At 57.5% G+C, this 12,837-nt stretch carries 11 protein-coding genes and 2 pseudogenes; 6 read left to right on the top strand and 7 right to left on the bottom strand.

Annotation, left to right across the window (positions count from 1 at the left end):
- The first annotated feature begins 46 nt into the window (after positions 1 to 46).
- A complete protein-coding gene (gene xdhC, locus N1078_RS02660; protein ID WP_274086654.1) occupies positions 47 to 883 on the top strand; it encodes a xanthine dehydrogenase accessory protein XdhC in 837 nt (278 codons plus the stop codon).
- 61 nt (positions 884 to 944) lie between these two features.
- Entirely contained in the window at positions 945 to 2,249 is a 1,305-nt protein-coding gene (gene guaD / locus N1078_RS02655; RefSeq protein WP_274086653.1) for a guanine deaminase, read from the top strand.
- Between the two features lie 85 nt (positions 2,250 to 2,334).
- On the opposite strand, the gene N1078_RS02650 is transcribed toward guaD, so the two are convergent.
- A complete protein-coding gene (locus tag N1078_RS02650; RefSeq protein ID WP_274086652.1) occupies positions 2,335 to 2,646 on the bottom strand; it encodes an SCP2 sterol-binding domain-containing protein in 312 nt (103 codons plus the stop codon).
- A 59-nt stretch (positions 2,647 to 2,705) separates the two neighbouring features.
- Entirely contained in the window at positions 2,706 to 3,416 is a 711-nt protein-coding gene (locus tag N1078_RS02645; protein WP_274086651.1) for a histidine phosphatase family protein, read from the bottom strand.
- Between the two features lie 210 nt (positions 3,417 to 3,626).
- Here N1078_RS02645 and sohB point away from each other — a divergent pair, with 210 nt between their 5' ends.
- Together sohB and N1078_RS02635 are read left to right on the top strand one after the other, a co-directional pair.
- Entirely contained in the window at positions 3,627 to 4,646 is a 1,020-nt protein-coding gene (sohB, locus tag N1078_RS02640) for a protease SohB (RefSeq protein ID WP_274086650.1), read from the top strand.
- A gap of 25 nt (positions 4,647 to 4,671) precedes the next feature.
- On the top strand, positions 4,672 to 5,661 hold the full coding sequence (locus N1078_RS02635; protein ID WP_274086649.1) for a YhdH/YhfP family quinone oxidoreductase: 990 nt from the start codon (positions 4,672 to 4,674) through the stop codon (positions 5,659 to 5,661).
- 56 nt (positions 5,662 to 5,717) lie between these two features.
- Here the strand turns inward: N1078_RS02635 and N1078_RS02630 are convergent, their stop codons facing one another.
- From N1078_RS02630 to N1078_RS19560, 5 genes and pseudogenes are all read right to left on the bottom strand, one after another.
- Entirely contained in the window at positions 5,718 to 6,215 is a 498-nt protein-coding gene (locus N1078_RS02630) for a DUF934 domain-containing protein (RefSeq protein WP_274086648.1), read from the bottom strand.
- Complete coding sequence (locus N1078_RS02625; RefSeq protein WP_274086647.1) at positions 6,199 to 7,857, bottom strand: nitrite/sulfite reductase; 1,659 nt, start codon at positions 7,855 to 7,857, stop codon at positions 6,199 to 6,201. Before N1078_RS02625 ends, N1078_RS02630 begins: the two co-directional genes overlap by 17 nt.
- Before the next feature lie 443 nt (positions 7,858 to 8,300).
- Positions 8,301 to 8,915, bottom strand: coding sequence for a hypothetical protein (locus N1078_RS02620; RefSeq protein WP_274086646.1), 615 nt, complete (start codon positions 8,913 to 8,915; stop codon positions 8,301 to 8,303).
- A gap of 7 nt (positions 8,916 to 8,922) precedes the next feature.
- Positions 8,923 to 9,462: pseudogene (locus N1078_RS19565) on the bottom strand (methyl-accepting chemotaxis protein); the annotation flags it as partial.
- Positions 9,463 to 9,828: 366 nt separating this feature from the next.
- Positions 9,829 to 10,491: pseudogene (locus tag N1078_RS19560) on the bottom strand (cache domain-containing protein); the annotation flags it as partial.
- A 398-nt stretch (positions 10,492 to 10,889) separates the two neighbouring features.
- Here N1078_RS19560 and N1078_RS02610 point away from each other — a divergent pair.
- Both N1078_RS02610 and N1078_RS02605 read left to right on the top strand, forming a co-directional pair.
- Positions 10,890 to 11,720 carry an undecaprenyl-diphosphate phosphatase gene (locus N1078_RS02610; protein WP_274086644.1) on the top strand — a complete coding sequence of 277 codons (831 nt, stop codon included), beginning with the start codon at positions 10,890 to 10,892 and terminating at the stop codon, positions 11,718 to 11,720.
- 85 nt (positions 11,721 to 11,805) lie between these two features.
- Positions 11,806 to 12,771 (top strand): alpha/beta fold hydrolase, encoded by a 966-nt coding sequence (locus N1078_RS02605; protein WP_274086643.1) that lies wholly within the window; start codon positions 11,806 to 11,808, stop codon positions 12,769 to 12,771.
- The last annotated feature ends 66 nt before the right edge of the window (positions 12,772 to 12,837 follow it).

Raw genomic sequence — 12,837 nt, 5'->3', positions numbered from 1 at the left:
GCCTACCGCGCCCAGGACAATTGCCACCTACCTGGAGGCTGAGCAAATGAGCTGGATCAGCGCCCTCGCCGAACTGCAGCAGCAAGGTCAGCCTTGCGTGCTGGTGACCATCATCGAAGAACGCGGCTCAACCCCGCGCAATGCCGGCTCGAAAATGGTGGTCACCGCTGACCGCATCTTCGAGACCGTCGGTGGCGGTCATCTGGAATTCAAGGCGATGGAGCTGGCCCGCGAGATGCTGCAAAGCCGCAGCCAGGACACTCGCCTGGAGCGTTTCAGCCTGGGGGCCAGCCTCGGCCAATGCTGCGGCGGAGCCACTGTGCTGCTGTTCGAGCCGATGGGCCAGCCGCAGGCGCAGATCGCCGTATTCGGTGCCGGCCATGTCGGTCGCGCCCTGGTACCGCTGCTCGCCAGCCTGCCATGCAAGGTGCGCTGGATCGACTCGCGGGAAAACGAGTTTCCCGAGCAGATCCCGACCGGAGTCGACAAGGTGGTCAATGAGGAAGTGATCGACGAAATCGAACGCATGCCTGCCGGTAGCTACTTTATCGTCATGACCCACAACCACCAGCTCGACCTCGAGCTAACTGCAGAAATCCTCAAACGTAACGATTTTGCCTACTACGGCCTGATCGGCTCGCAGACCAAACGCGCCAAATTTGAACACCGCCTGCGTGATCGCGGCTTCAGTTCAGATGTGATGCAACGCATGCGCTGCCCCATGGGCCTGTCCGAAGTCAAAGGCAAGCTGCCGGTTGAGATCGCCGTGTCCATCGCCGGCGAAGTGATTGCCACCTACAACGCGACCTTTGGCCAGGACGTAAAAAAAGGTGAAACCAGCGTCGCCAAATTACTGCCGACCTCGCGCCGAAATCAGGCCTGAATATCCGCCCAGGCGCCCGCGCGTCTGAGTGATCAAATCCATAGATTGAGATAAGCGTTACATGACTAGCCCAGTGAAAGCCTACCGCGCCGCCATCCTGCACAGCATTGACGACCCGGCCGTGGTGGGCGTTGAGCAATCCTATGAGTACTTTGAAGACGGCCTGCTGGTCATCAACAACGGCCTGGTGGCCAAAGTCGGCCATGCCGCTGATCTGTTACCCACGCTCAAGGGCGTTGAGATCACCGAATACCGCGATGCGCTAATTACTCCTGGCTTTATCGACACCCACATCCACTACCCGCAAACCGGGATGATCGCCTCCTACGGCGAGCAACTGTTGGATTGGCTGAACACCTACACCTTCCCCACTGAACAGCAGTTCGCCGATAAGGCCCATGCGGCGGAGGTGGCGGGCATCTTCCTCAAGGAACTGCTGCGCAACGGCACCACCACCGCCCTGGTATTCGGGAGCGTGCACAAGCAATCGGTAGACGCCTTCTTCGAAGCTGCCGAAGCGCTGAACCTGCGCATGATCGCCGGCAAGGTGCTGATGGATCGCAACGCCCCGGACTACCTGACCGACACCCCGGAATCCGGCTACGCCGACAGCAAGGAGCTGATCGAGCGCTGGCACGGCAAGGGCCGCCTACATTACGCGGTAACCCCACGCTTCGCCCCAACCAGCACTCCAGAGCAACTGACCCTGGCCGGCAAACTGCTGGGCGAATACCCACACCTGTATATGCACACCCACCTGTCCGAGAACCGCAAGGAAATCGAATGGGTAAAAGCGCTGTTCCCCGAGCGCAAGAGCTACCTGGATGTGTACGACCATTACAAGCTGATCGGCGCCCGCTCGGTATTCGCCCACGGCGTGCACCTGTGCGACGGCGAGTGTAAGCGCCTGGCCGAAACCGGCTCGGCCGTGGCCTTTTGCCCAACCTCGAATCTGTTTCTCGGCAGCGGCTTGTTCGATCTGAATAAACTCGAAGAACACGGCGTACGCGTCGGCCTGGGCACCGACGTCGGCGCGGGCACCAGCTTCAGCCAACTACAATCGCTGAACGAGGCGTACAAGGTCATGCAACTGCAAGGCAAAAAGCTTGACCCGTTCAAGTCGCTGTACCTGGCGACTCTGGGCGGCGCTAACGCGCTGTACCTAGACGATAAACTGGGCAACTTCCTGCCTGGAAAAGACGCCGACTTCGTGGTGCTCGATTACAACGCCACGCCGCTGATCAGCTACCGTATGCAGCAAGCCAAGACGCTCGAAGAGCGGTTATTCGCCCTGACCATGCTCGGTGATGACCGCGCTATCAAGCAAACTTTCGCCGCCGGTCAGTCGGTGCATTGCCGCGATTGAGCCGTAGGCGGGGCCGCGGTTTCTATAAACACGAGCAATAAAAAACCGGAGCCAAGGCTCCGGTTTTTTATTGCTGAGTTGCTGCTTAAACCGGGAACAGCTCGCCCAGTTTCATGGCCAGCATCATGTCGCCTTCGGCGCGCAGTTTGCCGGACATAAAGGCTTGCATGCCGTCGGTTTCGCCGCTAGTGATGCCTTTCAGGGTTTCGGTGTCCATGATCAGGGTCACGCTGGCGTTAGGGTTGTCGCCTTGCTCAACGGCACAGGTGCCGTCTTTGACGATCAGGGCGTAGTTTTCGCCATCTTCGATGTTGAATTGGAACACCAGGTCCAGGCCTGCAGCGGCACCGGCGTTGAATTTGGACTGCATGGTATTGACGATGTCTGCAACGCTCATGGTTTATTCCTTTTTCTCAGGTTTTTCTAGCGCCCTTAATGGGTGCAGTGGGCCGCAGCTCAACGATAAGTGATGAGCTCCGGCGCCTTCAACAGCTGTAAATGCACATGACTGTTGAAGGAAGCCAGGGTCACTTGGCTGCCGCGAAATTTCAGGCAGCTGAGTGAGGTATTAACAATTTGCCAGTTCAGCTCAAATGCTTGAGCAGGCGGTATACCGGTGATCAAGTGCAGCAGGGCGGTGATGGTGCCGCCAGAGGTGAACACGGCGATATTCTGTTTGCTGTCTGCTTGTTCCAACAGGCGGCTAAGACCACCTTGCACCTGCTCGACGAACGCTTGCCAGCTTTGCAGCTCTGGCTTGTCGTGCTCGCCCGAAATCCAGCGTCCAATCAGCTCAGCGAACAGGCGCTGAAACTCAGCGCGGTTATTCGCGCCATTGCGCAGGATATGCAGGGCTTCTGGTTCTTCGCCGAGTATGTCCGGGAGCAGGGTGCGGATTACCGCGTCGGCATCGAACTCATTAAATGCCGGATCGGTTTCCAGCGGCGGTACATCAATCCCAACCGCCCGCAACTGCTGCAGCGCGCTGTCGGCCGTATGCTGCTGGCGACGCAGGCTGCCACTGACGCTGCGATCAAGGTGCGTGCCGAGTTGCGCGAGGTGAGCACCCAGCACTTCGGCCTGACGAATACCAATGGGCGATAGCACATCGTAATCGTCTGCACCGAAGGAGGCTTGGCCATGTCGTATCAGGTAGATGCTGCCCACGTCCGTTGGTTTCCGGTACGGTGAAAGTTTCGCGAGGGTATGGGGAAGCTCAAGGACTGTCAACGTAAAAACATACGCTTGTTTGAATTGCATCGGCGCGCTGAATGTCCCAGGCCTTGCTTGCTGGTCGCCAACCGATGGCCTCGGTATGCTTGCGGACAATCAGCGTTAACGATTTACGGGCGCTGCCATCGGGGTAAGGGGGAATTCGTGGAGTTTTTTGCAGAGTACATTGGCTTTCTGGCTAAGACAGTGACCTTGGTTGTGGCCATTCTCGTCGTGCTGGTGACGATTGCTGCACTACGCAGCAAGGGCCGTCAGCGCACGGGCGAACTGCAGGTGAACAAGCTCAATGACTTCTTCAAGCAGTTGCAGCAGCGCATGGAGCACGCGGTGCTCGATAAAGATCAGCTAAAGGCCGTCAGCAAAGCTGAAGCCAAAGCTGCAAAGCAGGAAAAAAAGGCCGCTGTGCACAAACCGCGCGTCTATGTGCTGGATTTTGATGGCGATATCAAAGCCTCGGCCACCGACAGCCTGCGTCACGAGATTACCGCCTTGCTGAGTATGGCCACGCCGCAGGATGAAGTGGTACTGCGCCTGGAAAGCGGCGGTGGCATGGTGCACAGCTATGGTTTGGCCTCTTCGCAGCTGGCGCGCATTCGCCAGGCGGGCGTGCCGCTGACCATCTGCATTGACAAGGTCGCGGCCAGTGGCGGCTACATGATGGCCTGTATCGGTGAGAAGATTATTTCTGCACCATTTGCCATCCTCGGCTCGATTGGTGTGGTGGCGCAGTTGCCTAACGTGCACCGCCTGCTGAAAAAACATGACATCGATTTTGAGGTACTGACCGCCGGCGAATATAAGCGCACCCTGACGGTATTTGGTGAGAACACAGAGAAGGGGCGGGAGAAATTTCAGGAAGACCTGGAGGCCACCCATGAGTTGTTCAAAGGCTTCGTTGCGCGCTACCGGCCGCAGCTGGATATCGATCAAATTGCCACCGGTGAAGTCTGGCTTGGCTTAACAGCGCTGGAAAAGCAGCTGGTCGATGAACTGAAGACCAGTGACGAATACCTGGCAGAGCGGGCGAAGAGCGCCGAACTGTTCCATTTGCACTATGCCGAGAAGAAATCCCTGCAGGAGCGCGTTGGGCTGGCGGGAAGCATTGCGCTAGACCGTTTCGTCCTGAGCTGGCTGAGCCGGTTGAATCAACAGCGTTTCTGGTAATCGATCCGTCATACAGAGGAAGAGTATGAGCAAGTTCAGTGCATTGCAGGCCCGTGAAAGTGCAGCGGGTGGTTTCGAACAGGTGATTGTGCAGGGTGAGATCGACGACTTGCCGGCTGGTGAGCTGCTGATTCGGGTCAAGTATTCGTCGCTCAATTACAAGGATGCCTTGTCTGCCACTGGCAACCGCGGCGTCACCAAAAGCTTCCCGCATACCCCGGGCATTGATGCTGCTGGTGTGGTGGAGGTTTCTAACGTGGCTGAGTTCAGTGCTGGCGATGAGGTGATCGTCACCGGTTATGACTTGGGCATGAACACCTCGGGTGGTTTTGCCCAATACATCCGTATTCCCGCTAGCTGGGCGCTGAAACGGCCAAAGGGCTTGTCGCTGCGTGAGGCCATGGTGCTCGGCACGGCTGGGCTGACCGCAGCGCTGTGTGTAGACAAGCTAGAACAAAGCGGGCTGACGCCTGATGCGGGCACCGTACTGGTGACCGGTGCCACCGGTGGCGTTGGCAGTGTCGCGGTAGCGTTGCTGACCACTCTGGGTTATCGGGTGGCGGCATCGACCGGTAAAACGGAGCAGGGCGATTACCTCAAGGCGCTGGGCGCGCAGCAGATTGTCCTGCGTTCCGAACTGCTGGAGGGCGCCGATAAGCCAATGCTCAAGGAACAGTGGGCCGGTGCGGTGGATTGCGTAGGCGGAGATCTTCTGTTTAACGTGGTCAAATCGCTGCGCTATGGTGCCAGCGCTGCCTGTTGCGGGCTGACGGCTGGCGTGGGCTTCAAGGGCAGTGTGCTGCCGTTTATCTTGCGTGGGGTGAATCTGCTGGGGGTCGACTCGGTCGAGCTGCCACTGGTGGTCAAGGCGTCGATGTGGGACAAGCTGTCGCTGCAGTGGAAGGTCAATCTGGATGCGCTGGTCAGCGAAGTGACGCTTGAGCAGTTACCGGCAGCTATTGCGCAGGTGCTGGCGGGTAAACAAGTGGGGCGTGTGCTGGTCAATTTGGGCTAACTAACGCAGATATGAAAAGGCCCGGATTACCGGGCCTTTTGCGTTACAGCGCTGACTTAGGCGCGGCGGCGGAACAGCGGCAGCGGCTGATCCGCGGAGGCCTGGTAGACCTCGCTGAACTCCTCGAAGGCTTTCAGCGCGTCCAGCGGGTCTTTGTCTTCACGCAGGGCGAAGGCATCGAAGCCCACGCGCAGGTAGGAGAACAGCTGATCGCGCAGCACGTCGCCGATGGCACGCACTTCACCGGTGTAACCGTAGCGATTGCGCAACAGGTAGGCGGTGGAGCAATGACGGCCATCGGTAAAGGCCGGGAAATTCAGCGCGATAACTTGGAAGTTATCCAGCTGGTCGGCGATTTCTTCGATTTCCTCACCCGCATCCAGCCATACGCCCAGGCCGCCGTCGCGGGCCTTGAGCGCCGTACTGTGCTCAACCCAAAGAGCCAGTGGCACGATCAGATCGTCGCAGTTGGAAATACCGTCCAACGTGGCGTCTTTGGGCAGCAGGTGCCAGCTTTCATCGACCAGCTGGCCGTTCTTAATGATTCGCTGCATATACGCGCTCCTTGAACGGTGCAACACCAATACGGCGGAAGGTGTCGAGGAAGCTCTCTTCGGCAGTACGACGCTCGACATAGACCTTGACGATTTTGTCGATCACGTCCGCCATGTCCGCTTCGGCGAAGGATGGACCGAGGATCTGCGCCAGGCTGGCATCACGGCCAGCGCTGCCGCCGAGCGACACCTGATAGAACTCCTGGCCTTTCTTGTCCACCCCGAGAATGCCGATATGGCCGACGTGGTGGTGACCACAGGCGTTCATGCAGCCGGAGATGTTCAGGTCGATTTCGCCGATGTCGAACAGGTAATCCAGGTCATCAAAGCGGCGCTGAATGGCTTCGGCAATCGGGATCGACTTGGCGTTGGCCAGCGAGCAGAAGTCGCCACCTGGGCAGCAGATGATGTCGGTCAGCAGGCCCACGTTTGGCGTTGCGAAACCATGTTCGCGCAGCTCGCCCCAGAGGGTAAACAGCTGGGCTTGTTCGACGTCGGCCAGAATGATGTTCTGGTTATGGCTGTTGCGCACTTCACTGAAGCTGTAGCGATCGGCCAAGTCGGCAATCGCATCAAACTGCTTGTCGGTGACATCGCCCGGTGCGACGCCAGTCGGCTTGAGCGACAGGGTGACGGCGACATAGCCGGGTTTCTTGTGGGCAAAGGTGTTGCGCTGACGCCAGCGGGCAAAGCCTGGGTGTTCGGCATCCAGGGCTACCAGCGCGGCATCCTGATCGTCGAGAGCTTTATAGCTGGGGTCGATAAAGTGCGCGGCAACGCGCGCCACTTCAGCTTCGGTCAGGGTGGTCGGGCCATCTTTCAGGTGGGCCCATTCAGCATTCACACGCTCGGCGAACACTTCAGGGGTCAACGCCTTCACCAGAATCTTGATCCGCGCCTTGTACTTGTTATCACGACGGCCATAGCGGTTGTACACACGCAGGATGGCGTCGAGGTAACTGATCAGGTGCTGCCACGGCAGGAATTCGTTGATAAAGCTGCCGACAATCGGCGTACGGCCCAGGCCGCCACCGACGGAAACCCGGAAGCCCAGCTCGCCGGCAGCGTTCTGTACCGCTTCCAGGCCGATGTCGTGCACTTCTACTGCGGCGCGATCGCTGACTGCACCGTTCACAGCAATCTTGAACTTGCGCGGCAGGTGGGTGAACTCAGGGTGGAAGGTCGACCACTGACGGATGATCTCGCACCATGGACGCGGGTCGATGAGTTCATCCTTGGCCACACCGGCAAACTGGTCGGTGGTGGTGTTGCGGATGCAGTTGCCGCTGGTCTGAATCGCGTGCATCTGCACGGTGGCCAGTTCAGCAAGAATATCGGGCACATCTTCCAGGTCCGGCCAGTTGAACTGCACGTTCTGGCGGGTACTGATGTGCGCATAGCCCTTGTCGTAGTCGCGGGCAATCTTGGCCAGCATGCGCACTTGTGCAGACGACATCAGGCCGTATGGCACGGCAACCCGCAACATGGGCGCAAAGCGTTGAATGTACAGGCCATTCTGCAGGCGCAGCGGGCGGAATTCTTCGCCGCTCAGTTCGCCAGCCAGGTAACGGCGGGTTTGATCGCGGTACTGCTTAACGCGGTCTTCGACGATTTTTTGGTCGTACTGGTCGTATACGTACATGGAGTGTCCTGTTATCAGGCTTTTTACAGCTAATCAGCGCGCACGGCCGCGCAGTCCTGGCGGAGGCCGAGGAAGATACCAGCTCGGAGTTATGCGCAAAAGTGATGTTTGAGTATATGGAAAGAACTTAATGAGATAAGCACGTCGCTGAACATCGCTGCCCGGCTTGAGCAAGCGACTGCGCTGGTCTTAACTGCAGTAGGCGATTGACCTAAAAACATAACAAGAGGGGTAGTCCATGACCGAACATAGCGAGCCGGACAGTGCTGACAGCGCAGTCGATGCCAAGGCTATTTTTGCCTTGATTGTAATCTTCGTCGTCAGCGCAGTATTTTGGGTCAGCCAGCAGTAGCGGTTGCTGCTCCGAATTTTTGCGATAAATAACAAAACGGGCCCTCGGTAACGAGGGCCCGTTTTTGTATGGGCTAGACCCGCGGGTTGTATTAGCAGCTGAGGCTGTCGGCCTGGCGATAGAGCATAAGAAGCTTGCGGGTAATAGTCTGCTGAATATCCTCACGCTCAAAGGTCGACAGCCGAGTCAGGCGACTGACTTGTAAGCGGTGCAGGTGGATGTAGGGCATTTGCTGATTAAACTCACGCAAATCGCCTTTGATCATGATCGGCAGGAAGATATCACCGGCTTTTTTCTGGTTGCTGATGATTTGCGCCAAGGCCGGTTTGAATTGCATCGTCTTTGGTGCCGGGCCGCCTTCCTTGATCATGGTCGTCAGCAGCAGCCCTGGCTTTTTCAATACCACGCCGGGCAGCACGCACAGCCCCGTCTTGCGTATCGCCTGGGCTTCAATGCCGTGCAGGGTGTCGTGGAACGCGTACGGGTTGGGCAGTACCACCATCTTGCGGCCTAGGTCGCTGGGGAAGTGCAGGTCGTAGTTGGTATACAGCTGGCGCGTCGACTCCGAGTAAACGCACAGGCGGTTCTCGAACAGCTTGATAAAACGTTCGGCCAGCTCTCGCCGGGCGATGTTGTCCAAGTCCCAGATCAAATCTGGGTTCTGTGGTTTGCTCAGGTCAACTTCCTGGTGCTCCATGCTGCTCATGTCTTCCTTATACCCGGAACTGACTCAGCAGCCGGTTTAGCTGCTCGGCCAACTGGCCCAGGTGTTGCCCTGCATCGCTGGATTGCTGCGCGGCCAATGCATTGTTATGCGCCAGGCTGGCGGCTTGGGTGACGTTCTGGTTGATGTCTTCGACCACATGCGATTGTTGCAGCGTGGCGCTGGCGATGGAAGCGTTCAAGCCGCTGAGGTTACGCAGCCCGCTGGCGATCTGTGTGAGGCTGGCACCTGCCAGGCTGGCCTGCTCGATGGTCAATTGGGAGGCTTTGCTGCTGTCATGGATGACCTTGACCGCCGCTTCCGAGTTGCCTTGCAGGCGTTCGATCATCACCTGGATTTCCGCCGTGGATTTTTGCGTGCGTTGTGCCAGTAGGCGCACCTCGTCGGCCACTACGGCAAAGCCGCGACCTTGCTCGCCGGCACGGGCCGCTTCAATTGCGGCGTTGAGTGCCAGCAGGTTGGTCTGTTCGGCAATCGAGCGAATCACCTCCAATACGCTGCCAATCTGCGTGCTTTCTTGGGCTAACGCCTGAATCACGGCTACGGCTTGGTCAATCGTGCCGGACAGCTCGTTAATTTGCCGCAGGCTGGCTTCAATATTTTGCTGGCCCTGAGTGGCCTGGTCTTCGGCGGCGTGCACTTCGCTGGAGGCGTGCTCGGCATTTTTCGCCACATCCTGCACACCATAGGTCACCTCGTTAATCGCTGTGGCAACCAGTTCCATCTGTTGCGATTGCTGTTCGCTGTGCTGTTGTGACTGGCCAGATATCTGTCCCAGTTCTTTGGCCGCGACATCAAGCTGGCTGGCGGATTCAAGAGACTGTTTGATCACCAGGCGCAGTTTGTCGGTAAAAGCATTGAAGTGACGGGACAGGGCGGTCAGTTCATCGTTACCGTGGGTGTCGAGGTTGCGCGTCAGATCGCCATCGCCACTGGCGATATTGGCCATCGCGCTGACGGCTTGCTGCAGCGGTTGGGTGATACTGCGCACAATCAGCACCACCAGTAAGATCAGCAACACAGCAATCGCCAGCCCAATCGCGATGGTATTGAGCGCCTGGGTTTTAAACTCAGTCTGCACATCATCTACATAGACGCCGGACCCGATGATCCAGCCCCAGGGCTGAAACAGCTGTACGTAGGAGATCTTGGGTACTGGCTCGCTCGCCCCGGGCTTGGGCCAGCGGTAATCAACCTGTCCCGCGCCCTGGCTCTTGCTGATAGCCACCATCTCATTGAATAGCGCTTTGCCATCTGGGTCTTTGAATCCAGAGAGGTTCTGGCCTTCCAGTTTGGGGTTGGTCGGGTGCATGACCATTACCGGTGTCTGGTCATTGATCCAGAAGTATTCCTGGCCGGCATAGCGCAGGCCGCGGATCGTTTCCATTGCCTGTTTCTGCGCGTCATCGCGGGGCAGGCTGCCTGCCGCTTCCAAACTTTGATAATGCTGTAAAATGCCTGCCGCGCTCTGCACCACGTGCTGGGTCTTTTCTGCTTTGGCGGCGTAAAGATCGGTGCGAATCTGCTTGAGCAATAAGGCGCCTTGAATAACCAGCATGGCGATAGCCACCACCAGAATTAGCCATAAACGGCGGTTTATCGGCAGGCTGCGCAGGCTATTCATAGCGTTTTTCTTCCTTTTTGAGATTCGGCATTTGCTCGCTTCTTATAGGTTAAGAGCATTGTTTTTCTACCTTAGACCTTAGGCTAATAGTCGGGTAGTTAAGGTGCAGTATTTGCTAATGCCTAAAGCTTTACGTGGCCGTAAAGCATCCGAGTGCGGTGCGTGTGTGGGTTCTCTGTTAGGATTTTCGCCGCTACTGGTTAAGTATGTGATTTGCCTGTTTTTTCTGTTCGCCCGGAACCCTATTTAAGGCGGGCAGTCCGACAGCCCTTGCGTATACATCGTCATAATTTGTTGTTCGTGCTGAATAAGGCACGCTTTTAGGAGTGGGGATGGATCTTTGGGTTGCTGTTCAGGCACTGATTCTGGGCATCGTGGAAGGCATTACCGAGTTTTTGCCAATTTCCAGTACTGGGCACCAGATCATCGTGGCCGACCTGATCGGCTTTGGCGGTGAGCGGGCGATGGCCTTCAATATCATTATTCAGCTTGGGGCGATTCTCGCGGTGGTGTGGGAGTACCGCCGCAAAATTATTGGCATTGTTGTTGGGTTGCCGAAAGAGCCTCAAGCACAACGCTTTACTGCCAACCTGCTGATCGCCTTTCTGCCGGCCGTGGCGCTGGGTGTGCTGTTTGCTGATCTTATCCATCATTACTTATTCAACCCCATCACTGTGGCCCTAGCACTGGCGGTGGGCGGGGTGATCATGCTGTGGGCTGAGCGGCGTACCCATTTGGTGCACGCCGAAAGCGTAGATGAGATGACCTGGAAAGATGCGTTGAAAATTGGCTTTGCCCAATGCCTGGCGATGATTCCAGGGACTTCACGCTCTGGCGCGACCATTATTGGCGGCCTGTTGTTCGGTCTTTCGCGCAAAGCGGCCACCGAATTCTCGTTCTTTCTGGCTATGCCGACGATGGTGGGCGCCGCTGTTTACTCCGGCTACAAGTACCGCGACATGTTTCAGGCCAGCGACTTTCCGGTATTTGCCATTGGCTTTGTCACCTCGTTTATCTTCGCCATGATTGCGGTGCGGGCGCTGCTCAAGTTTATCGGTAACCACAGCTACGCAGCCTTCGCCTGGTATCGCATTGGCTTTGGTTTGTTGATTTTGGCGACCTGGCAGTTGCAGTGGATTGACTGGAGTACTGCGCAAGGCTGATTGCTGCAGGCGTATTCGGCGGGTGAATAAGGGCGCATCTTCGGATGCGCCTTTGTCATAGTGGCCGCAGATAACGGAGACGCATATGGATCAGCTTGAGCACCACATACTTCAGGTCAACGGGATCGACCTGAGCCTTTACAGTGCCGGCCCTAAAATAGGTCGATGGGTCTGGCTGCTGCACGGTTTTCCTGAGTGCTGGCATTCTTGGCGACAGCAGATTGCGCCTTTGGCAGCGGCGGGTTATCGCGTCCTCATCCCGGAAATGCGCGGCTATGGCCAGAGCAGTGCGCCGCGCGATCCTGCCGCCTATGACGTGATGACCATTTGCGCTGACATCCAGGCCACCATGGACCAGCTCGGTCAGCAGCAGGTGTGTGTGGTGGGGCACGACTGGGGCGCGCCTATTGCCTGGCACTTGGCTTTGCTTGAGCCCGATCGGGTTAAGGCGGTGGTTGGGATGGCAGTGCCGTTTGGCGGTCGGCCGAAGCAGCCGGCCATCGACATTATGCGCCAGCTGTATGCCGAGCGCTTTCATTACATCCTGCACTTCCAAGAGCCTGGCATCGCCGAGGCGGAAATGGATGCCGACATACCGCGCACCCTGCGCATGATGATGTACAACACCTCTGCCGCCGCGCCTAAGGATCACTTCCTGCAGGAAAAGCCCGCAGGGGCAGGGCTGTTTGATGGCATGCATGATCCCGCCACCTTGCCTGCTTGGTGCGACAACGCGGCATTCGAGCACTACCTGAGTGCTTTTGAGGGGCGCGGCTTTTACGGCGCGCTCAATTGGTACCGCAACTTCGAGCGTAACTGGCAGCGTACCGAGGCCCTGGCTGATCGGCAGATCGAACAACCGGCGCTGTTTTTGCTCGGGGATAAGGATCCAGTCGGCACACTCGAAGCCTACACGCTGAAGCAGATGCCCAAGCGCATCACTCAGCTTGAACAGCATGTGCTGAAAGATTGCGGCCACTGGATCCAGAACGAGCAGGCTGAGCAGGTGAATAAGCTGCTCGTGGACTTTCTTCGTCGCCACTACGCTTAAGTCAGGCGTACGCAAAAAAGCCCCGCTCACAGGTTCTGCGAACGGGGCTTTTTCTTCGCCGTTTAG

It is taken from the genome of Pseudomonas sp. MIL19 (genome assembly GCF_028680365.1).
Taxonomy (GTDB): domain Bacteria; phylum Pseudomonadota; class Gammaproteobacteria; order Pseudomonadales; family Pseudomonadaceae; genus Aquipseudomonas; species Aquipseudomonas spirodelae.
Note: the sequence above shows the minus strand (reverse complement) of the source record. Positions and strands in the feature narration are given on the sequence as shown.

Coding starts and splice junctions, on each gene's coding strand:
- N1078_RS02635 (WP_274086649.1), top strand. CDS start 4,672: ATGAGCAAGTTCAGTGCATTGCAGGCCCGTGAAAGTGCAGCGGGTGGT.
- N1078_RS02630 (WP_274086648.1), bottom strand. CDS start 6,215: ATGCAGCGAATCATTAAGAACGGCCAGCTGGTCGATGAAAGCTGGCAC.
- guaD (WP_274086653.1), top strand. CDS start 945: ATGACTAGCCCAGTGAAAGCCTACCGCGCCGCCATCCTGCACAGCATT.
- N1078_RS02610 (WP_274086644.1), top strand. CDS start 10,890: ATGGATCTTTGGGTTGCTGTTCAGGCACTGATTCTGGGCATCGTGGAA.
- N1078_RS02625 (WP_274086647.1), bottom strand. CDS start 7,857: ATGTACGTATACGACCAGTACGACCAAAAAATCGTCGAAGACCGCGTT.
- xdhC (WP_274086654.1), top strand. CDS start 47: ATGAGCTGGATCAGCGCCCTCGCCGAACTGCAGCAGCAAGGTCAGCCT.
- N1078_RS02650 (WP_274086652.1), bottom strand. CDS start 2,646: ATGAGCGTTGCAGACATCGTCAATACCATGCAGTCCAAATTCAACGCC.
- N1078_RS02620 (WP_274086646.1), bottom strand. CDS start 8,915: ATGAGCAGCATGGAGCACCAGGAAGTTGACCTGAGCAAACCACAGAAC.
- N1078_RS02605 (WP_274086643.1), top strand. CDS start 11,806: ATGGATCAGCTTGAGCACCACATACTTCAGGTCAACGGGATCGACCTG.